The organism is Streptomyces sp. ISL-11 (assembly GCF_018614525.1).
In the GTDB taxonomy this organism is placed as follows: domain Bacteria; phylum Actinomycetota; class Actinomycetes; order Streptomycetales; family Streptomycetaceae; genus Streptomyces.
Window position 1 is genome coordinate 120,888 of sequence record NZ_JAGGOL010000027.1, and the last position, 18,888, is coordinate 139,775.

The 18,888-nt window shown below is 73.7% G+C and carries 19 protein-coding genes; 7 read left to right on the top strand and 12 right to left on the bottom strand.

The features are described from left to right. Positions 1-30: 30 nt before the first annotated feature. Positions 31-609, bottom strand: a complete 579-nt coding sequence (locus J7E86_RS07470; protein WP_215080715.1) for a TetR/AcrR family transcriptional regulator — start codon at positions 607-609, stop codon at positions 31-33. 106 nt (positions 610-715) lie between these two features. Between J7E86_RS07470 and J7E86_RS07475 the strand changes: the two genes are divergently transcribed. Then, the gene (locus tag J7E86_RS07475; protein WP_215080716.1) at positions 716-1,027 is read left to right on the top strand and encodes a hypothetical protein; all 312 of its coding nucleotides are present in this window, start codon (positions 716-718) and stop codon (positions 1,025-1,027) included. Continuing rightward, positions 1,024-1,593, top strand: coding sequence for a hypothetical protein (locus J7E86_RS07480; RefSeq protein WP_215080717.1), 570 nt, complete (start codon positions 1,024-1,026; stop codon positions 1,591-1,593). Before J7E86_RS07475 ends, J7E86_RS07480 begins: the two co-directional genes overlap by 4 nt. 12 nt (positions 1,594-1,605) lie before the next feature. Here the strand turns inward: J7E86_RS07480 and J7E86_RS07485 are convergent, their stop codons facing one another. Beyond that, complete coding sequence (locus J7E86_RS07485) at positions 1,606-2,112, bottom strand: methylated-DNA--[protein]-cysteine S-methyltransferase (protein ID WP_215080718.1); 507 nt, start codon at positions 2,110-2,112, stop codon at positions 1,606-1,608. Between the two features lie 29 nt (positions 2,113-2,141). Next, positions 2,142-3,617 carry an AlkA N-terminal domain-containing protein gene (locus tag J7E86_RS07490; RefSeq protein ID WP_215080719.1) on the bottom strand — a complete coding sequence of 492 codons (1,476 nt, stop codon included), beginning with the start codon at positions 3,615-3,617 and terminating at the stop codon, positions 2,142-2,144. A gap of 133 nt (positions 3,618-3,750) precedes the next feature. Here J7E86_RS07490 and J7E86_RS07495 point away from each other — a divergent pair, with 133 nt between their 5' ends. Together J7E86_RS07495 and J7E86_RS07500 are read left to right on the top strand one after the other, a co-directional pair. Further along, a complete protein-coding gene (locus J7E86_RS07495; protein ID WP_215080720.1) occupies positions 3,751-3,975 on the top strand; it encodes a hypothetical protein in 225 nt (74 codons plus the stop codon). A 2-nt stretch (positions 3,976-3,977) separates the two neighbouring features. Further along, entirely contained in the window at positions 3,978-4,616 is a 639-nt protein-coding gene (locus J7E86_RS07500) for a Clp protease N-terminal domain-containing protein (protein WP_215080721.1), read from the top strand. A 38-nt stretch (positions 4,617-4,654) separates the two neighbouring features. Here the strand turns inward: J7E86_RS07500 and J7E86_RS07505 are convergent, their stop codons facing one another. The 3 genes from J7E86_RS07505 to J7E86_RS07515 form a co-directional block, all read right to left on the bottom strand. Continuing rightward, positions 4,655-6,091, bottom strand: coding sequence for an NAD(P)/FAD-dependent oxidoreductase (locus J7E86_RS07505; protein ID WP_308312508.1), 1,437 nt, complete (start codon positions 6,089-6,091; stop codon positions 4,655-4,657). 28 nt (positions 6,092-6,119) lie between these two features. Next, positions 6,120-6,947 carry an inositol monophosphatase family protein gene (locus J7E86_RS07510; RefSeq protein ID WP_215080722.1) on the bottom strand — a complete coding sequence of 276 codons (828 nt, stop codon included), beginning with the start codon at positions 6,945-6,947 and terminating at the stop codon, positions 6,120-6,122. 87 nt (positions 6,948-7,034) lie between these two features. Continuing rightward, a complete protein-coding gene (locus tag J7E86_RS07515) occupies positions 7,035-8,816 on the bottom strand; it encodes a gamma-glutamyltransferase family protein (protein ID WP_215080723.1) in 1,782 nt (593 codons plus the stop codon). 129 nt (positions 8,817-8,945) lie between these two features. Here J7E86_RS07515 and J7E86_RS07520 point away from each other — a divergent pair, with 129 nt between their 5' ends. Beyond that, positions 8,946-10,001 (top strand): biotin/lipoate A/B protein ligase family protein, encoded by a 1,056-nt coding sequence (locus tag J7E86_RS07520; RefSeq protein WP_215080724.1) that lies wholly within the window; start codon positions 8,946-8,948, stop codon positions 9,999-10,001. A 37-nt stretch (positions 10,002-10,038) separates the two neighbouring features. Here the strand turns inward: J7E86_RS07520 and J7E86_RS07525 are convergent, their stop codons facing one another. From J7E86_RS07525 to J7E86_RS07540, 4 genes are all read right to left on the bottom strand, one after another. After that, a complete protein-coding gene (locus tag J7E86_RS07525) occupies positions 10,039-11,064 on the bottom strand; it encodes a TIGR03842 family LLM class F420-dependent oxidoreductase (RefSeq protein WP_215080725.1) in 1,026 nt (341 codons plus the stop codon). Between the two features lie 11 nt (positions 11,065-11,075). Next, complete coding sequence (hydA, locus tag J7E86_RS07530; RefSeq protein ID WP_215080726.1) at positions 11,076-12,476, bottom strand: dihydropyrimidinase; 1,401 nt, start codon at positions 12,474-12,476, stop codon at positions 11,076-11,078. Then, complete coding sequence (locus J7E86_RS07535) at positions 12,473-13,747, bottom strand: aspartate aminotransferase family protein (RefSeq protein ID WP_251018801.1); 1,275 nt, start codon at positions 13,745-13,747, stop codon at positions 12,473-12,475. Before J7E86_RS07535 ends, hydA begins: the two co-directional genes overlap by 4 nt. A 134-nt stretch (positions 13,748-13,881) precedes the next feature. Further along, positions 13,882-14,724 carry a nitrilase-related carbon-nitrogen hydrolase gene (locus tag J7E86_RS07540; RefSeq protein ID WP_215080728.1) on the bottom strand — a complete coding sequence of 281 codons (843 nt, stop codon included), beginning with the start codon at positions 14,722-14,724 and terminating at the stop codon, positions 13,882-13,884. A gap of 173 nt (positions 14,725-14,897) precedes the next feature. On the opposite strand from J7E86_RS07540, the gene J7E86_RS07545 reads away from it, so the two are divergent. Together J7E86_RS07545 and J7E86_RS07550 are read left to right on the top strand one after the other, a co-directional pair. Beyond that, entirely contained in the window at positions 14,898-15,362 is a 465-nt protein-coding gene (locus J7E86_RS07545; RefSeq protein WP_215080729.1) for a MarR family winged helix-turn-helix transcriptional regulator, read from the top strand. 58 nt (positions 15,363-15,420) lie between these two features. Then, positions 15,421-15,972 carry an isochorismatase family protein gene (locus J7E86_RS07550; RefSeq protein WP_215080730.1) on the top strand — a complete coding sequence of 184 codons (552 nt, stop codon included), beginning with the start codon at positions 15,421-15,423 and terminating at the stop codon, positions 15,970-15,972. 43 nt (positions 15,973-16,015) lie between these two features. Here the strand turns inward: J7E86_RS07550 and J7E86_RS07555 are convergent, their stop codons facing one another. Both J7E86_RS07555 and ggt read right to left on the bottom strand, forming a co-directional pair. Next, complete coding sequence (locus J7E86_RS07555) at positions 16,016-17,050, bottom strand: hypothetical protein (RefSeq protein WP_215080731.1); 1,035 nt, start codon at positions 17,048-17,050, stop codon at positions 16,016-16,018. An 89-nt stretch (positions 17,051-17,139) separates the two neighbouring features. After that, on the bottom strand, positions 17,140-18,888 hold a 1,749-nt coding region (gene ggt, locus J7E86_RS07560), incomplete at its 5' end, for a gamma-glutamyltransferase (protein WP_215080732.1).

The window sequence follows — 18,888 nt, forward strand, 5'->3', positions numbered from 1 at the left end:
CGGGCGCGGGTGATGGGAGTACGGCAGGCGTCAGAGCGCGGTGAGCACCGCGTCGACGACGCGGTGGAGCCGCTCCGGGCCCTCCGCGGTCCGGGCGATCACACGCATACCGATGATCGTCGCGAGCAGCAGGCCGGCGACGGCATGGGCGTCCCGCCCAGCGTCGATCTCACCGGCCCGCTGCCCGCGCTCGACGGCCGCCCGGAAGGCGTCCTCGGTGCGCGCGAACATCTTCCGTACGAGTTCGGCGGACACGGGGTCCACGCCCGCCCGTTCGGTCGCCGTGTTCACGGCGAGGCAGCCGCGCCGCGCGGGGTCGGCGAGGTCCATCTCGACGAGCAGCTCCAGCGCCGCCCGCAGGCGCGGGCGTACGGGCCCCGGCCGGTCGAGTATCCCGACGAGCTCGGCGGCCCGGGTGTCGCGGTACCGCTCCAGCGCCCGCTCGAACAGGCCCTGCTTGCTGCCGAAGGCGTGGTAGAGGCTGCCCTTGCCGATGCCGATCTCGTCGACCAGGTCCTGCGGGGTGGTCGCGGCGTAGCCCTTGCGCCAGAACACGTCCATGGCCTTGTCGATCGCGACGTCCGGGTCGAACTGCTTGGGTCTGCCCATGGGATGACCTTAGCAGGATTATTGACCTGCGGGTCAAGTATCGTGCGCCGGTGATCACGTCAAGGAAAAGTTGACAACAAGGCGGCGTCAAGGGAATCTTGACGTCATGATCACCCCGACGCGGCCCCGGGCCGCTTCCCGGCCTGCCCCCGCCGCTCTCGCGGCGGCCTTCCTGACGCCCGCCACGGCCCTCATCTCCCTGGGGATCTCCCTCGCGGACGACCTCGGCACACCGGCGTTCTGCGTCCTGATCGCGGCGGAACTCCTGATCGTCCTCGGCATGGGGACGCTCTTCGGCGTCGCCCGGGCGGCGACGGCCGCCGGCGGTGCCGACGCCGAGCGGCTGCGGCGCGACCAGGAGACGCTGGACGCGCTGGAGCCGCTGCGCACCGAGGGCGCGGCAGGTGATCGGCGATGAGCGAGGAGGGGCCGCTCAGCCTTGAGGAGACCGCCCGCATCCGCGAGGGGATCGCGGCCGCCGTCCTGGGGGCGCCGGAGGGACTGGCCGCGTCGCTGGAGCACGACCCCGAGGGCTATCTGCGCCTGGTCGCCGCCACGCGGGCCGGCGCCGAGGAGACCAGCCGGCTCCTGCGCGAGGCGGTGCAGGGCGCCCGGGCCGCCGGGCACAGCTGGGACACCGTGGGCCGCGTCCTGGGCGTGAGCCGGCAGGCCGCCCAGCAGCGGTTCGCCGGCAAGGGGCCGGACCCGGACACCTCCGGCGCCGCCGAACGGCGGGTGCTGACACCGCTCACCGCCTTCGACGAGATGCAGGCGCTCGCCGAGGCGGGCCTGGAGTGCTGGCAGCTGGTCGACTACGGGCCGCTGTTCCACGTCGTGGAGTCCTCCGACCGGCCCTGGGAGCACCGCCGGGTGCCCTTCGCGGTCGGCAGCCGGCACCGCCGCATGGAGAGCGAGGGGTGGACCCAGGTCGGCTCGGGCTCGTTCCCCTGGCGCTACTACAAGCGGCCGCTGAAGCGGGACTGACGCCGGGCCGGGTCAGAACAGTCCCTCCTGCTCCGGCGCCGCCTCTCCCCGTTCGAAGGCGAGCAGCCGCCGCTTGCGGTCCAGCCCGCCGCCGTAACCGGTGAGGCCGCCGGTGGAACCGATGACCCGGTGACAGGGGACGATGATGCCGATGGGGTTCCTGCCGTTCGCCAGACCCACCGCGCGGGAGGCGTTGGGGGCGCCCAGTCGCTCGGCCAGCTCGCCGTAGGAGAGGGTGCGGCCGTACGGGATCTCCTGGAGGCCGGCCCAGACGCGGCGCTGGAAGGGCGTTCCCGCCAGGTGCAGCGGGAGGTCGAAGCGGGCCGACTCGCCGGTGAAGTAGGCCGTCAGCTGCCGCAGCGCCTCGGTGAAGGGCGCGTCGTCGCGCGGGCCGAAGGTCTCCTGGGCCGGCCGGTGCCGCTGGCCGGTCATGTAGAGGCCGCTGAGGACGTCGTCGGTCGCGACGAGGGTGAGCGGGCCGTACGGGCTGTCGGTGACGGTGTGCACAACGCGGGGCATGGCGAGTCCGTTCGGGTTCCGGGTCGGTGTCAGGTCGTCGGCAGGCGATTGACGGCGTGGTCGTCGGCGGACCACAGGTACTGCACGGCGTACGAGCGCCACGGCCGCCAGGCGGCGGCGTGCCGTGTGAGGGCGCCCGGCGTCCCGGGCAGGCCGCGGGCGGCCGCCGCGCGCCGGACGCCGAGGTCCGTCGGGAGGAAGGCGTCGGGGTCGCCGAGGGCCCGCATGGCGATGATCTCGCGGGTCCAGGGGCCGACGCCGGGAAGGGCGGCGAGCTGCTCGCGGGCGCGCGACCAGTCGCTGCCGACGCCGAGGCCGAGCTCGCCGGTGGCGAGGGCGCGTACCAGCCGGACGACGGTGGCGCGGCGGCCGGCGGGCATGGCGAGCGCCGCGGGATCCAGGCCCGAGAGCGCCTCCGCCGAGGGGAACAGGTGGGTCAGCGTGCCGCCCACGGGGTCCTTGACGGGTTCGCCGTGGGCGATGACGAGGCGGGCGGCCAGCGTGCGGGCCGCGGCGGTCGACACCTGCTGGCCGAGGACGGCCCGCAGGGCGAGCTCCTGCGGGTCCACGGTGCGCGGTATCCGCCGCCCCGGCGCCTCGGCCACCAGCGGGGCCAGCCGCTCGTCCGTGCCGAGGAGCGCGTCGATCGCCTCCGGGTCCGCGTCGAGGTCGAGGAGGGCGCGGCAGCGGCTGATGGCCCCGGCGAGGTCGCGCTGGTCGGAGAGGGTGAGCCGGCACTCGATGTGGCCGGGGTGCGGGGCCAGGGCGACGGTGCCGTGCCCGTAGGGCAGGCGCAGCGTGCGGCGGTAGGCGCCGTCGCGCCACTCCTCCACGCCGGGGACGGCCGTGGCGGCGAGGAGCCCGAAGAGGGTGTCGGGGCACAGGGGAGCCCGGAAGGGCAGGCGGAGGGTCAGTGTTCCGGGCGTGGCCGGCCGGGTGCCGCGTACGGCGCGGGCGCGGAGTTCGGTGGGGGTGAGGGCGAAGACCTCGCGGACGGCCTCGTTGAACGAGCGGATGGAGGAGAATCCGGCCGCGAAGGCGGCGTCGGCCATGGGCAGTTCGCTCGTCTCGATGAGGAGCCGGGCGGTCTGGGCGCGCTGGGCGCGGGCGAGCGCGAGCGGTCCGGCGCCGAGTTCGGCGAGGAGCTGGCGTTCGATCTGCCGGGTGCTGTAGCCGAGGCGGGCGGCGAGGCCGGGGACGCCCTCGCGGTCGACGGTGCCGTCGCCGATGAGCCGCATGGCCCGGGCGACGAGGTCGGCGCGCTCGTTCCACTGCGGCGAGCCCGGGCTGGCGTCGGGCCGGCAGCGCTTGCAGGCGCGGAAGCCGGCCTGCTGGGCGGCGGCCGCACTCGGGTAGAAGGTCATGTTCCGGTCCTTCGGCGGGACGACCGGGCAGCTCGGACGGCAGTAGATGCGCGTGGTGAGCACGGCGGTGAAGAACCAGCCGTCGAACCGGGCGTCCTTGGACCGGACGGCCCTGACGCAGCGCTCGAAGTCGGTGTGCATGTCTCCAGCATCCGCCGTACGAGCCGTCGTGGCTCGCGGAAATCCGACATGGTCCTTCGATGGCCGTGCCCTCCGCCGCTCACCTCGTCAACGGAGGTTGACCACCGGCCGCCTGTCATCGTAGGTTGACAGCATGGCCGGAACGGAAGCGAACGACGCGGTCGGTACCGCCCAGGCCGCCATGAACAGCGATCCCCACGTGGGACTGCGTGCCGTCGCCGCGCTGCGACGGCTGGTGGAGCGTCTGGAAGCGCTCCAGGTCGACAACGCGCGGCGGCAGGGCTGGTCCTGGGAAGAGATCGGGGTCGCGCTCGGCGTCAGCCGGCAGGCCGCCCACAAGAAGCACTCCAGGAGGTAGGGATGTTCGAGAGGTTCACCTTGAGCGCGCGCATGGCGGTGGTGCGCACCCAGCAGGAGGCGCGCGACCTGGGGCACCCGTGGATCGGCAGTGAGCACCTGCTGCTCGCGCTCGTCGGGGAGAAGGACGCGCCGCTGCCCGCCTTCGCCCGGCTCGGCCTGACCCACGAGCTCTGCCGGGCCGCAGTCCGCTCGACGGTGGGCGGGGGTTCCGGGGTGGACGAGGACGACCGCGACCCCCTGCTGGCCTTCGGCATCGACCTGGACGCGGTGCGCGAGCGCGCGGAGAGCGCGTTCGGTCCGGGAGCCCTGGACCGGCCGGCACCGCCGCCCCTCGACGGCGACGAGCCCGAACCCCGGCGCCGTCTGCTGTCCTTCGGCCGCCGCAAGAAGCCGGCGGAGCGCCCCGCTCTCAAGACCGACTCCAGCCACCTCCCCTGGGCCCCCCGAGGGAAGAAGGCACTGGAGAACACCCTGAAGGTGACGCTCGAACAGCAGGACAACCGCATCTCCTTCGCGCACCTCGCCCTGGCCCTCCTCACCTCGGAGGACAAGGTCATCGTGCAGGTGCTGCGCCGTCTGGAGCTGACGCCGGAGACGGTCCACGCCGCGATCCTGGCGGACCTGGGACAGGCGGCGTAGGCCCGGCACAGGCCGGGACGCGGGCGCGCCGCGCGGGATCAGCCCCGGCCGCGGGCCGCCCCGCCGCCCCGCAGGCGCTTCCAGACCGCCCTCGCCGCGTGGTGGCCGCACATGCCGTGGACGCCAGGGCCCGGTGGGGTCGCCGAGGAGCAGAGGAAGACGGCGGGGTGGGCGGTGGCGTAGGGGACGCGGGCGAGTTTGGGGCGGATCAGCAGGCGCAGGCCCGCGACGGAGCCGGTGGCGATGTCGCCGCCCACGTAGTTGGCGTTGCGGGCGGCGAGCTGTGGGGGCCCGGCGGTGGCGCGGGCGAGGACCAGGTCGCGGAAGCCGGGGGCGAAGCGCTCGATCTGGCGCTCGATCACCTCGGTGGCGTCGCCCTCCCAGCCGCGCGGTACGTGCCCGTAGACCCAGAAGGTGTGCCGCCCCTCCGGTGCCCGGGTGGGGTCGAAGAGGCTGGGCTGTGACGTGATGAGGAAGGGGACCTCGGGGTCCCGGCCGTCGACGGCGGCGTGCAGGGCGGCGCCGATCTCCCCATAGGTGGGGCCGACGTGGACCGTGCCGGCCTCTCGGGCCTCCGGCGAGGTCCAGGGCACGGGCCCGCTCAGCGCGTAGTCGATCTTGAAGACGCTGGGGCCGTACCGGAAGTGGCGGTAGGCGTCGCCGAGCCCGGCGATCCGGGCGAGGGCGGTGGGTGAGGTGTCGAAGACGTACGCGCGGGCGGGCGGCAGGTCGTCCAGGCGCTTGACCTCGAAGCCGGTGTGCACGGCGCCGCCGCATTCCCGTAGGTACGAGGCGAGTGCGTCGGCGACGGCCTGGGAGCCGCCGCGCGGGACGGGCCAGCCGGCCGCGTGCGCGGCGAGGGCGAAGACCAGGGCCATGCCGCCCGTGCCGAGACCGGTGAGCGGGGCGATGCCGTGGGCGGCCAGCCCGGCGAAGAGCGCGCGGGCCTTCGCGTCGTGGAAGCGGCGGGTCAGCAGGGCCGCCGGCTGCGCGGCGACCAGGCCGAAGCGCGCGTAGAGCGCCGGGTCGCGCGGCAGGCCGTCCCACTGGGTGCGCAGGAAGTCGGCGGCCACCGTCTCCCACCGGCCATGGAAGGGCGCCACGAGCCGCCGGTAGGCGCCCGCGTCCCGCGGCCCGAGGGAGTGGGCCGTCTCGCCGACGGAGCGGGCGAGCACGGCGGCCGTGCCGTCGGGGAAGGGGTGGGCCATGGGCAGCCCGGGGTGCAGCCACTCAAGGCCGTGGCGGGCCAGCGGCATGGCGTTGAACGCGGGCGAGCCGGCGGCGAGGGGGTGCACGGCGGAGCACGGGTCGTGGCGGAAGCCCGGGAGCGTGAGCTCCTCGGTCCGCGCTCCCCCGCCGATGGCGCCGGCGGCCTCGAACACCTCGACGGACAGGCCGCGACGGGCCAGTTCGACGGCGGCGGTCAGCCCGTTGGGCCCGGCCCCTACGACGACCGCGTCCAGCATGGTCGGCACCGGTCGCCACTCCCCTCGTCCCTGTGGGTCAGCCGGCGGACGCCAGCAGGCCCAGGATATGCCGGAGCGTCACCTCGTCCCGTGCGGCGGCGAACGGCAGGGCGTTGCCGCCGCCGACGCGGAACGGCTCGCCCGCGACGGTCCCGCTCGCGCCGCCCGCCTCGGCGACGAGCAGCAGCCCGGCGGCGTGGTCCCAGGCGTTCTCCCACGAGAAGGCCGTGGCGTCGATGATTCCGCGCGCCACGTTCAGGTATTCGAGGCCGGCGGAGCCGCACGGGCGCGGCGCGACGCCGTCCGTGCGCAGCGGCTCCAGAACGCGCTTCTGCTCGTCGGTGGTGAAGTCGTAGTGCGATATCGCCACTTCGAGGACCTTGCCCGGCTCGGGCGTGCCGCTGCTCAGCGGCACGCCGTTGAGCAGCGTTCCCCGGCCCCGGCGGGCGGTGGCCATCAGCTCCAGGGCGGGCGCGTACGTCCAGGACGCGAGCAGCTCGCCGTGGTGGGCCAGGCAGACGAGGGTGGCGAAACCGGGGTCGCCGTGGACGAACTGCCGGGTGCCGTCGACGGGGTCGACGATCCACACCGGGTCCTCGCCGCGCAGCGCGTCGAGGACGCCCGGGTCGGCGTGCACCGCTTCCTCCCCCACCACGACGGAGCCGGGCAGCAGGGTCGTGAGCGAGGCGGTCAGGTGCTCCTCGGCCAGCCGGTCCGCGACGGTCACCAGGTCGTGCGGACCGTTCTTCTCGACGATCTCGTGCGCGGCGAGCTGCCGGAAGCGGGGCACGATCTCGGCGGCGGCCGCCTTGCGGACCGCCTCCTCGACGTCGTTCAGGTCACCTGCGAGAAAGTCATCGATCATACGTCCATCGAATCACGCCGCACTGACAAACGGGGGTGCGGTGATGGCCGCACCGCGTCCGACGGGCATCCCCGGGATGAACGCGGCTCAGCGCCCGACCGCGTACCCCTGTCTGCCGCGCGGGTTCGCGGCCGCCGACAGCAGGCCGGTCGCCGGGTCCCGCGCGACCGCGCACAGCCGCCCCTCCGACCACGCGCCGCCCACCGTCACGTCATGTCCCCGGCGCCGCAGCTCCGCGATCGTCCGCTCGCCGATCCTCGACTCCACGGTGACGGCGCCGGGGCGCGTGACGCGCGGGTGGAAGGAGCTGGGGAAGGACTCCTGGTGCCAGTTGGGCGCGTCGATCGCGCCCTGCAGGTCGAGGCCGCCGCGCACCGGCGGACGCAGCGCGACGGCGAGGAAGAAGTGCAGTTGCCACTGATCCTGCGCGTCGCCGCCCGGCGTGCCGAACGCCAGGACCGGTTCGCCGTCGCGCAGGGCCAGGGAGGGGGTGAGCGTGGTGCGCGGACGGCGGCCGGGGGTGAGGGAGTTGGGCAGGCCGGGTTCGAGCCAGGCCATTTGGAGGCGGGTGCCGAGGGGGAAGCCGAGTTCGGGGACGACCGGGTTGGACTGGAGCCAGCCGCCGCTGGGCGTCGCGGAGATCATGTTGCCCCAGCGGTCGACGATGTCGAGGTGGCAGGTGTCACCGCGGGTGGCGTTGTCGAGGGCGACGGTCGGCTCGCCCGCGCCCGCGGCGTCGCCGGCCGCCGGGCCGTCCGGCAGCCGGGGCAGGCGGGGAGTGCGGCCGTCGGGGCTGCCGGGGCGCAGGGCGTAGGAGGCGGTGTCGCCGATCAGGGTGCGGCGGGCGGCGTTGTAGCCGGGTGACAGCAGGGCGGTCAGCGGCACCTCGGCGGCGTCCCCGTACCACGCCTCCCGGTCGGCCATGGCGAGCTTGCCGCCCTCGACGAGGGTGTGCACGTATTCCGGGGTGCCGGGGGCCGGGAGGTCGTCCCGGTCCGGGAGCAGGGCGAGCTGCTGGAGCAGGACCGGGCCCTGCGACCAGGGGCCGGCCTTGCAGAGGGTCCAGCCGTCGCGGTCGAGGGTGACGGGGTCCTCGTAGCCGGCGCGGAAGCGGGCGAGGTCGTCGCCGGTGAGGGTGGCGGTGTGGCGTTCGCCGGAGGTGTCGAGGGTGGGGCGGGCGGCGGTGCGCAGGAGGGCTTCGGCGATGAAGCCCTCGCGCCAGACGCGGCGGGCGGCGTCGATCCGCCGCTCGCGGCTGCCGCCGGCCGCGTCGGCCTCGGTGAGCAGGCGGCGCCAGGTGGCGGCGAGCGCGGGGTTGCGGAAGAGCCTGCCGGGGGCGGGCGGCCGGCCGTCCGGGAGGTACAGCGCGGCGGAGGCCGGCCACTCGGCCGTGAACAGCCCGCGGGCCCTCTCGACGGTCAGGCCGAGCCCCTCGACCGGGGGGTGGCCGTGCTCGGCGTAGCCGATGGCGTAGGAGAGGACGTCGGCGAGCGGCTTGGTGCCGTGGTCGCGCAGGAGCAGCATCCAGGCGTCGAAGGCGCCCGGCACGGCCGCGGCGAGGGGGCCGGTGGCGGGGACGAGGTCCAGGCCGAGCGAGGTGTAGTGGGCGACGCTCGCCCCGGCCGGCGCGGGGCCCTGGCCGCAGAGCACCCGCACCGGACCGCCGGCCGGGGCGAGGAGGGCGGGCACCTCGCCGGCCGGTCCGTTGAGGTGCGGTTCGACCACGTGCAGGACGAAACCGGCGGCGACGGCGGCGTCGAAGGCGTTGCCGCCGCTCTCCAGCACGGCCATCGCGGACTGCGAGGCGAGCCAGTGGGTGGAGGAGACCATGCCGAACGTGCCCTGGAGGGTGGGCCGGGTCGTGAACATGACGTCCAGCCAGCCAGACCGTCGCCCGCCGCGCAATACCGCCGGGGATGGTCCGCGCGCGCGGCGTTACGGTGGAGGGCGCTGCCGGCCGTGCGGGCCGGCCGGAGAGAAGACGCTGGAGGATGCCCCGTGCACGGTGAGTACAAGGTGCCGGGCGGCAAGCTCGTCGTGGTGGACCTGGAGGTCGACGGCGGGGTGCTGCGCGATGTGCGGGTGGCCGGGGACTTCTTCCTGGAGCCCGACGAGGCGCTCCCCGCGATCGACCGCGCCCTGGAGGGCGCCCCCGCCGACACCCTCGCCCCGCAGCTCACGGCCCGTATCGACGCGGCGCTGCCGGAGGGGACGGTGATGTTCGGCCTCACCTCCGAGGCCGTGGGGATCGCCGTCCGCCGGGCGCTGGCGCAGGCCACCGACTGGACCGACTACGCCTGGGAGCTCATCCACGACGGCCCCCAGCCTCCCGCCCTGCACATGGCGCTGGACGAGGTGCTGACGGCCGAGGTGGCGGCCGGACGGCGGCCCCCGACGCTGCGCGTGTGGGAGTGGGGGGCGCCGGCCGTGGTCATCGGCAGCTTCCAGTCGCTGCGCAACGAGGTCGACCCGGAGGGCGCGGAACGGCACGGGATGACGGTGGTGCGCCGGATCAGCGGCGGCGGCGCCATGTTCATCGAGCCCGGGAGCACCATCACCTATTCGCTGTGCGTGCCCGACGCCCTGGTGCAGGGGCTGTCCTTCGCCGACAGCTACGCCTATCTCGACGACTGGGTGCTGGGCGCGCTGGAGGACATGGGCGTCAAGGCGTGGTACCAGCCGCTCAACGACATCGCCACCGACTCCGGGAAGATCGCGGGCGCGGCGCAGAAGCGGCTGGTGGGGGACCGGGGCGCGGTGCTGCATCACGTGACGATGGCCTACGACATCGACGCGGACAAGATGCTGGAGGTGCTGCGGATCGGCAAGGAGAAGCTGTCCGACAAGGGCACGAAGAGCGCGAAGAAGCGGGTGGATCCGCTGCGCCGGCAGACGGGGCTGCCGCGTGAGGCGGTCATCGAGAGGATGGTCGGCTCCTTCCGGGAGCGCTACGGGCTGGCGCGGGGAGCGGTGACGCCGGAGGAGATGGCGCGGGCGCGGGAGCTGGCGGCGACGAAGTTCTCCTCGCCGGAGTGGACCGCGCGCGTGCCGTGACCGGGGGCACCCCCTCCGCCGGTCACGGCCCGGGGGTCTACGACGGGTCCGGGCCGGCCGCGCCGCCGCCCAGTGCGGGGATGATGTGCCGCCCGTAAGCGTCGATCGTGGACTCCTTCGCATCGTGCATGGCGTAGACCGCGAACTGGTCGACTCCCAGCGCGCGGAGCTCCTCCAGGCGTTCGCGGTGGGCCGCCACCGGGCCGAGCAGGCAGAAGCGGTCGACGATCTCGTCGGGCACGAAGTCCGTGGAGGGGTTGCCGGCGCGGCCGTGGTGGCTGTAGTCGTAGCCGTGGCGCTGCTGGATGTAGGCGGTGAGGGCCTCGGGCACGAGGCCGGAGTGTGCGCCGTAACGGTCGACGAGGTCGGCGACGTGGTTGCCGACCATGCCGCCGAACCAGCGGCACTGCTCGCGGGCGTGGGCGAGGTCGTCGCCCACGTAGGCGGGCGCGGCGACGCAGATGGTGACGTCGTCGGGGTCGCGGCCGGCGTCGGCGGCGGCGGTGCGGACGGCCTTGACCATCCACTCGGTCAGGAACGGGTCGGCGAGCTGGAGGATGAAGCCGTCGGCCTCCCGGCCGGCGAGGGCGAGCGCCTTGGGTCCGTACGCGCCCATCCACACGGGCAGCCGGCCGTCCCGTACCCAGGGGAGTTTGAGCGTGGTGCCGCCGACGTCCGTCTCGCGGCCCTCGGCGAGGTCGCGGATGATCCGCATGGAATCGCGCAGGGTGGCCAGGGTGTTGGGCCTGCGCCCGGCCACGCGCATGGCCGAGTCGCCGCGGCCGATGCCGCACACGGTGCGGTTGCCGTACATGTCGTTGAGGGTGGCGAAGGTGGAGGCCGTGACCTCGGGGGTACGGGTGGTGGGGTTGGTGACCATGGGACCGACGATGAGCCGCTCGGTGTGGTCGAGGATGCGGCTGTGGATGACGAAGGGCTCCTGCCACAGCACGGCGGAGTCGAACGTCCAGCCGTAGCGGAAGCCGGCGCCCTCGGCGCGGCGCATGAGGTCCACCACGGCCGAGGCGGGCGGGTCGGTCTGGAGGACGAGGCCGAAGTCCACGGTGGTGCTCCTTACGCGAGGTACTGGCAGGTGGCGCGCGGTACGTAACGGCCGTGCCCGGCACGGCCGGTGAAGCGCCGGCGCTCGATGACGGGTTCGCCGCGGGAGAGGACCGTCTCGACCTGTCCGGTGATCCGCCTGCCCTCGTACGCCGAGTAGTCGACGTTCATGTGGTGGGTCGCGGCGGAGAGGGTCTGGGTGGCGTGCGGGTCGTAGATGACGATGTCGGCGTCGCCGCCTGGGGTGATGGTGCCCTTGTGCGGGGCGAGGCCGAACATCCGGGCGGGGGCGGCGCAGGCGATCTCGATCCAGCGGCGGCGGGAGATGTGCCCGTCCACGACGGCCTGGTGGAGCAGGTCCATACGGTTCTCCACGCCCGGCAGCCCGTTGGGGATCTTGGAGAAGTCACCGCGGCCCAGCTCCTTCTGGCCGGAGAAGCAGAAGGGGCAGTGGTCGGTGGAGACCACCTGGAGGTCGTTGGTCCGCAGCCCCCGCCAGAGGGCCTTCTGGTGTTCGCGGGGCCGCAGTGGCGTGGAGCAGACGTACTTCGCGCCCTCGAAGCCCGGCTCGGCGAGATTGTCGGTGGACAGGAAGAGGTACTGCGGGCAGGTCTCGCCGAAGACCGGCAGGCCCTGGTCGCGGGCGCGGGCCAGCTCGGCGACGGCCTCCTCGGCGGAGACGTGCACGACGTACAGCGGGCTGCCGGCGACGCGGGCGAGCGCGATGGCACGGTGGGTGGCCTCGGCCTCCAGCAGCGCCTTGCGGACCTCGCCGTGGTAGCGGGGGTCGGTGCGGCCGGCGGCGAGTGCCTGTTCGACGAGGACGTCGATGGCGATGCCGTTCTCGGCGTGCATCATGATCAGTCCGCCGTTGCCCTCGGCGCGCTGCATGGCCCGCAGGATCTGCCCGTCGTCGCTGTAGAAGACGCCGGGATAGGCCATGAACAGCTTGAAGGACGTCACCCCCTCCCCCACCAGCAGGTCCATCTCCTTCAGCGAACTCTCGTTCACATCGGAGAGGATCATGTGGAAGGCGTAGTCGACGGCGCAGGTGCCCTGGGCCTTGGCGTGCCAGGTGTCGAGCCCCTCGCGCAGCGCCTTCCCGCGGGACTGGACCGCGAAGTCGACGACGGTCGTGGTGCCGCCCCACGCGGCGGCGCGGGTGCCCGTCTCGAAGGTGTCGGAGGAGGCCGTGCCACCGAAGGGGAGTTCGAAGTGGGTGTGGGCGTCGACCCCGCCGGGGATGACGTACTTCCCCGTCGCGTCGAGCGTACGGTCGGCGGTCCAGCCCCGGGCGTACGCGCTGTCCGGGGCGGCGAGGGCGGCGACCTTGCCGTCCTCGACGAGGACGTCCGCGTCGATCTCGTCGGCGGCGGTGATGACGAGGCCGCCGCGGATGGCCGTCGTGGTCATGGCGCTTCCCTTCCGGCGAGGGTGGACTGCACGTGGCGCAGGGTCGCTTCGAGGACGGCCGCGCCCTCCTCGGCCTCGGCGACGGTGAGCGAGAGGGGCGGTGCGATACGCAGGACGTCGGCCTCGCGGCCGCCCTTGCCGATCAGCAGGCCGCGCTCGCGGGCGAGTTCGAGGGCGAGCGTGGCGGCCTCGGGCGAGGGCGAGCCGTCGGGCCGGGCCAGCTCGACGCCGATCATCAGGCCGCGGCCGCGCACCTCGCGGACGACGGGGAGGGGGGCGGCGATGGCGCGGAGCCGCTCGATGAGGAGCCCGCCGACGCGGCGGGCGTTGCCCTGGAGGTCGTGCTCCAGCAGGTAGGTGAGGTTGGCGAGGCCGGCGGCCATGGTGACCGGGCTGCCGCCGAACGTGGAGATGGAGTTGGCGCCCAGGCAGTTCATGACCTCGGCGCGGGCGACGACACCGCCGATGGACATGCCGTTGCCGATGCCCTTGGCGAAGGTGAGCAGGTCGGGCGGGCCGCTCGCGGCGTGCGCCTGCCAGCCCCAGAAGTGGTCTCCGGTGCGGCCCCAGCCGGTCTGCACCTCATCGGAGATCCACAGGATGCCGTGGTCCGCCAGGACGTCGCGGAAGGCCGCGTACAGACCGTCGGGCGGTGCGGTGAACCCACCGACGCCCTGGACGGGTTCGGCGATGAGCGCGGCCACATTGCCGTGCGTCTGGCCGAGGACGTCCCGCAGGTCGGCCACGCACGCCTCGGTGAAGCGCTCGTCGCTCAGCTCGGCGAACGGGCCCCGCGAGCGGACCCCGCCGTGCACGTACAGCGTCTGGAGCGGGGAGAGGCTGGTGGGCGACCAGGAGGCGTTGCCGGTGACGCCGATCGAGGAGAAGGAGCGGCCGTGGTAGCTGTTGCGCATCGCCAGGATCTGGTTGGAGCGGCGGTACGTCGTCGCGAGGAGCAGGGCCGCGTCATTGGCCTCGGTGCCGGAGGAGGTGAAGAAGACGCGGGCGTCGGGGATGCCGGAGAGGGCGGCGACGCGCTCGGCGAGCTCGACCATGTGCCGGTCGAGATAGAGGGTCGAGGTGTGCAGGATGCGCCCGGCCTGCTCGCCGACGGCCTTGGTGACCTCGGGGAGGGCGTGGGCGGTCATGGTGGTGAGGATGCCGCCGAAGAAGTCGAGGTAGCGCCGGCCGTCGGCGCCCCAGACGTGGCGGCCCTCGCCGTGGGTCAGCTCCAGCGGCTCCCGGTAGTAGAGGGTGAGCCACTCGGGCATGACGGCCCGGTGCCGGGCGTGCAGGTGCGTGGCGGGCGGGAACGCGGGGGCCTGCCCGCCGTCGGCCGGCGGGGAGCCGCCGGCGGGGTCCGCCCCGGGGAGCGGGGACGAGCCGGCGGCCCCGGCCGCGGGGCTCATGGCTGGACCAGTCCGTCGTACGCGTCGGGCCTGCGATCGCGGTAGAAGGCCCACTGCTGCCGCACTTCGTCGATGAGGCCGAAGTCCAGGTCGCGAACGAGGAGTTCCTCCTTGGTGTCGCTGGCGGTGCCGCCGACGAACTGGCCCCGCGGGTCCACGAAGTACGAGGTGCCGTAGAAGTCGTTGTCGCCGTACTCCTCCTGGCCCACGCGGTTGATCGCGGCGACGAAGTACTCGTTGGCGACGGCCGCGGCGGGCTGTTCCAGCTGCCAGAGATAGCCGGACAGACCGCGCGAGGTGGCGGAGGGGTTGTAGACGAGCTGGGCGCCGTTCAGGCCCAGTTGGCGCCACCCCTCGGGGAAGTGGCGGTCGTAGCAGATATAGACGCCGACCTTGCCGACCGCTGTCTCGAAGACGGGCCAGCCGACGTTGCCCGGCTTGAAGTAGTACTTCTCCCAGAAGCCCTTGACCTGCGGGATGTGGTGCTTGCGGTACTTGCCGAGGTAGCTGCCGTCGGCGTCGACGACGGCGGCGGTGTTGTAGTAGAAGCCGGAGCCCTCGACCTCGAAGACGGGCACGACGATCACCATGCCGGTCTCGCGGGCGAGGTCACGCATCCGGCGGACCGTGGGCCCGTCGGGGACCGGCTCGGCCCAGCGGTAGTGCTCGCTCTCCTGGACCTGACAGAAGTAGGGGGCGTTGAAGACTTCCTGGAACCCGATCACCTTGGCGCCCTGCGCGGCGGCCGCGCGGGCGTACTCCTCGTGCTTGGCGATCATCGACTCGGTGTCGCCGGTCCAGGTCGCCTGAACCAGTGCGGCGCGGACAACATTGGCCATGAGCTGCTCCTTTGCCGGGGCGTAAGCCAGGCTGACACGCGTAGACCCGCGGAGATCCACGTGTGAATGCGACCGTATGACCCGTCACACTCTGTGGCAAGACCATCGCTCGACCTGTGGATAACCAGACAGGAAAACTTGCAAGTCTTCCTGTCTTTCTCTAGGGTGCGAGCATGCCCGACACGCAACGGGAACGCCCCGTGAGCCCGGCCGGCGAAGAGCAGGAACGCGTCGCGGCCGACCTGGCCGCCACGGTCTCCCAGCTCGTGCGCCGGCTGCGCACGGCCTCGCCGCAGGGCTCCCTCACCCCCTCGCAGCGCACGGTCCTCGCCCGCCTGGACACCGGCGGCCCGGCCACCACCGCCGCCCTGGCCCGCGCCGAGCTCGTCCGCCCGCAGTCCATGCGCGTGATCCTCGGCGCGCTGGAGGACCTGGCCCTGGTCGCCCGTTCGCCCCACCCCACGGACGGCCGGCAGGTGATCTTCTCGCTGACCGGCCGGGGGCGGGAGGCCGTCGCGTCCGTACGCCACTCCAAGCACACCTGGCTCACCGACGCCATCACCCACCGGCTCGGCCCCGACGAACAGCACACCCTTGCCGAGGCCACCCGGCTCCTCAGGCGCCTGTTGGAGGAGTGAGGCGCCGGAGCCACCCCGCACGTCCCCCGCACCGATCCCGACCGAGAGTTGGACCACCGTGCCCGTCACCACCCTCGACGCGAACGCCGCCCTCGTCCTCGTCGACCTCCAGAAGGGCATCCTCGCCCTGCCCACCGTCCACCCGGCTGGCGAGATCCTGAAGCGCGGCGCCCGGCTGGCCGACGCCTTCCGCGAGCGCGGGCTGCCCGTCGTGCTCGTACGCGTCGTGGGCTCCGCGCCCGGCCGTGCCCAGGCCCCGGCCCGCGCCGGGCGGCCGCCGGCCGGCTTCGCGGACCTCGCGCCCGAACTCGGCCCCCGCGACGACGACATCGTCGTCACCAAGCACAGCTGGGGCGCGTTCTTCGGCACCGACCTCGACCTCCAGCTGCGCCGCCGGGGCGTCACCCAGGTCGTGCTCGCGGGCATCGCGACGAGCATGGGCGTGGAGTCCACCGCCCGCGCCGCCCACGAGCACGGCTACCACGTGACGGTCGTGACCGACGCCGTCACCGACATGGACCCCGACGTGCACCGCAACAGCCTGGAGAAGGTCTTCCCGCGCCTGGCCGAGACCGGCACCACGGAGGACGTGATCGAGCTCCTCGGCTGACCGGCGGTGCGACACGGGCCCGGCCGCTACCGCCGCCGGGCCGCTATCCCGTCCAGGCGGCGCATCCCACCATCGCCCCGGCGACCAGCGCGTACCCCACCAGCCCCAGCAGGGCGCCGCGATGGTGGAAGCGCTCCGCCTGCGCGGGGTCGCCACCGTGCACCGTCCAGCGCCAGCACAGCACCGTGGCGACCACCGCGAGCAGCACGTAGACCAGCGTCAGCAGGTGCAGCCAGTCGATGAGCGTCAGCCCGGCCGTGCTGGCGATGGTGTCGTTGACCTGCTGGAGATTCAGCATCACGACGAAGAGTCCCCCGCCCAGCAGGGCGAGCCGGCTCTGCAGGGTGTCCAGCCGCTCGGCCATGCCCAACTCCTCGCTGTGCGAGGGGAGCAGGAAGGTGGCGGTGGCGATGAGCAGCATGAGGTACAGCGGCCCGGTCAGTTTCCAGAAGATGGTGGGGTCGCTGCGTTCGAGGTCCATCTCGATGAGCAGCCGGCTGTGCGTGGTGCCCGCCCCCGTGGGAAGCGTGGGGTCGCCGAAGTTCGTGGGGTAGTGCCGGGCGACCTCCCTGAGCCGGAAGCCGGTCAGCCGCCAGCCGGGCGGCGCGATGTCCCGGTTCGCCGCGGAGTTCTTGTTGTCGGGGGTGAACCGGAACGCGTCGTGGTTCCGGGGCGAGTTGATCTTGATCGTGATGCGGTGCCGGTCGAAGGGGAAGGCCCGCACGTCCCAGTGCTGCCGGAAGACCCCCTGGACCTGTGTCACGTCCCGGAAGCCGCCCCCCTCGGACGTCAGCGTCGGCTCGCCCTTCTCGGGGTCGTTGGAGTTGCCGAAGGACGCCGTGGGCAGCGGGTCCAGTGCGCGCGTGGGGCACACGCTCCACAGCGTCAGCCGCGCGGAGAAGGTGTGCTTGGCGGGGTCGAGGTCGTACAGGTCGCTGAGGTACGTGCCGACCCGGCAGGTGGGAGCCTGAGCCGCGCTCGCGGCGGGGGCCGTCAGCAGCCACATCGCGAACACGCCGAACACCACCAGGACAGCCGGGATCCCCCGGCCGATCCGTCCCCCGCGCTCCCCAGCCATATGCCAAGAGCGTCACCGGATGCGGGCCGGGTGAACCGGAGCCCGGCGGCAATGCACCCATGTGGGGGACGGATCGTCAGGGCACGCGCTCAGCGCACGGGCGGCCGCCCGCTCGGGCGCACGACCATCGCCGAGCCGCCCCCGCGCCGCGACCTCTCGGCAGCGGCCACCCAGCGGCCGTCGGGCAGCCGCTGCACGCCGGCCGCCGCGCCGATCTCCGGTACCTCCTTGAAGACGTGGCCGAGGGCTTCGAGCCGGCCCCGCAGCGGGCTGTCCCACAGGGCCGGTTCCATGTCGGTCGTCACGGAGTTGCGCTGGCTGGCGCGCGGCGCGGCGATCGCGTCGACGAGCGGCATCCGGCGGTCGACGTGGTTGAGGAACGTCTGGAGCGTGGTGGTGATGATGGTGGCGCCGCCGGGCGACCCGAGCGCGAACGCGGGCCGGCCGTGCTCCAGGACGATCGTCGGCGACATCGACGAGCGGGGGCGCTTGCCCGGGCCCGGCAGGTTGGGGTCGTGGACCCCCGGGGTCACCGGGACGAAGGAGAAGTCCGTCAGCTCGTTGTTGAGCAGGAAGCCGCGCCCGGGGACGGTGATGCCGCTGCCGCCGGTCTGCTCGATGGTGAGCGTGTAGGCGACGACATCGCCCCACTTGTCGGCCACCGTCAGGTGCGTGGTGTTCTCGCCCTCGTACGGGGTGGGGGCCGCCCTGCCGTGCGTGCCGCAGGGCGCCGGATGCCGCGGGTCGCCGGGCGCGACCGGGCTGGTGAGGACGGCGTCGTCCGCGACCAGGCAGGCGCGCGCGTCGGCGAAGCGCTGCGAGGTGAGCTCCTTGGTGGGCACGCGCTCCTGCGCGGGGTCGCCGACCCAGCGGTTGCGGTCGGCGAAGGCGACGCGGCTGGCCTCGATGTAGCGGTGCAGATAGGTCTTCTCGGAGAGCTTGGCGAGGTCGCCCGTCTCCAGGATGTTCAGCGCCTCGGCGACCGTCGTCCCCCCGGAGGACGACGGGGCCATGCCGTAGACGTCCAGGCCGCGGTAGGACGTACGGGTCGGGTCCTGCCGCTTGACCGTGTACGCGCGCAGGTCCCGTGCGGTGAGGTCGCCGGGCCGCGCGACGCGCTTCGCCTTCGGGTCGACGGGCGGCTTGCGGACGGTCCGTACGACGTCGCGGGCGAGGTCGCCGTCGTACATCGCCCCGGTGCCGCGCCGGGCCAGCAGGGCGTAGGTGCGGGCGAGGTCGGGGTTCTTGAAGGTGCTGCCGACGACCGGCAGGCGCCCGCCCGGCAGGAAGAGCTTCGCGGAGGCCGGGAAGTCCTTGAACCGCGCCTCGTTGTCGGCGGTCTGCTTGCGGAAGGTGTCGTCGACGGTGAAGCCGGAGCGCGCGAGGCGCTCCGCGGGCTCGAGGACCTGGGCGAGCGACCGGCTGCCCCAGGTGCGCAGGGCGGTGTCCCAGGTGGCGGGCGTGCCGGGGGTGCCGACGCTCAGGCCGCTGGTGACGGCGTCGTTGAAGGGGATCTGGCGCCCCTTCTCCAGGAAGAGGTTCTTGTCCGCCGACAAGGGGGCGCGTTCGCGGCCGTCGAGGGTGGAGACGCGGTGCCGCTTGGCGTCGTAGTGGACGAAGTAGCCGCCCCCGCCGACGCCGGCCGAGTACGGCTCGGTGACGCCGAGGGCGGCGGCGGTGGCGACGGCCGCGTCGACGGCGTTGCCGCCCTTGCGCAGCACCTCGATACCGGCGGCCGAGGCGTCGGGGTCGACGCTGGCCACCGCACCGCCGTAGCCGACGGCGACGGGCGACTTGGCGGGCGTACGGGCGGCCGTGCCCGCCGGGGCCTCCCGGCC

Excerpts from the sequence above, each read along its gene's own strand:
- J7E86_RS07545 (WP_215080729.1), top strand. The coding sequence starts at position 14,898 with ATGCCCGACACGCAACGGGAACGCCCCGTGAGCCCGGCCGGCGAAGAG.
- J7E86_RS07475 (WP_215080716.1), top strand. The coding sequence starts at position 716 with ATGATCACCCCGACGCGGCCCCGGGCCGCTTCCCGGCCTGCCCCCGCC.
- J7E86_RS07480 (WP_215080717.1), top strand. The coding sequence starts at position 1,024 with ATGAGCGAGGAGGGGCCGCTCAGCCTTGAGGAGACCGCCCGCATCCGC.
- J7E86_RS07490 (WP_215080719.1), bottom strand. The coding sequence starts at position 3,617 with ATGCACACCGACTTCGAGCGCTGCGTCAGGGCCGTCCGGTCCAAGGAC.
- J7E86_RS07515 (WP_215080723.1), bottom strand. The coding sequence starts at position 8,816 with ATGTTCACGACCCGGCCCACCCTCCAGGGCACGTTCGGCATGGTCTCC.
- J7E86_RS07495 (WP_215080720.1), top strand. The coding sequence starts at position 3,751 with ATGGCCGGAACGGAAGCGAACGACGCGGTCGGTACCGCCCAGGCCGCC.
- J7E86_RS07485 (WP_215080718.1), bottom strand. The coding sequence starts at position 2,112 with ATGCCCCGCGTTGTGCACACCGTCACCGACAGCCCGTACGGCCCGCTC.
- J7E86_RS07535 (WP_251018801.1), bottom strand. The coding sequence starts at position 13,747 with ATGCCCGAGTGGCTCACCCTCTACTACCGGGAGCCGCTGGAGCTGACC.
- J7E86_RS07470 (WP_215080715.1), bottom strand. The coding sequence starts at position 609 with ATGGGCAGACCCAAGCAGTTCGACCCGGACGTCGCGATCGACAAGGCC.
- J7E86_RS07500 (WP_215080721.1), top strand. The coding sequence starts at position 3,978 with ATGTTCGAGAGGTTCACCTTGAGCGCGCGCATGGCGGTGGTGCGCACC.
- J7E86_RS07555 (WP_215080731.1), bottom strand. The coding sequence starts at position 17,050 with ATGGCTGGGGAGCGCGGGGGACGGATCGGCCGGGGGATCCCGGCTGTC.
- hydA (WP_215080726.1), bottom strand. The coding sequence starts at position 12,476 with ATGACCACGACGGCCATCCGCGGCGGCCTCGTCATCACCGCCGCCGAC.
- J7E86_RS07540 (WP_215080728.1), bottom strand. The coding sequence starts at position 14,724 with ATGGCCAATGTTGTCCGCGCCGCACTGGTTCAGGCGACCTGGACCGGC.
- J7E86_RS07510 (WP_215080722.1), bottom strand. The coding sequence starts at position 6,947 with ATGATCGATGACTTTCTCGCAGGTGACCTGAACGACGTCGAGGAGGCG.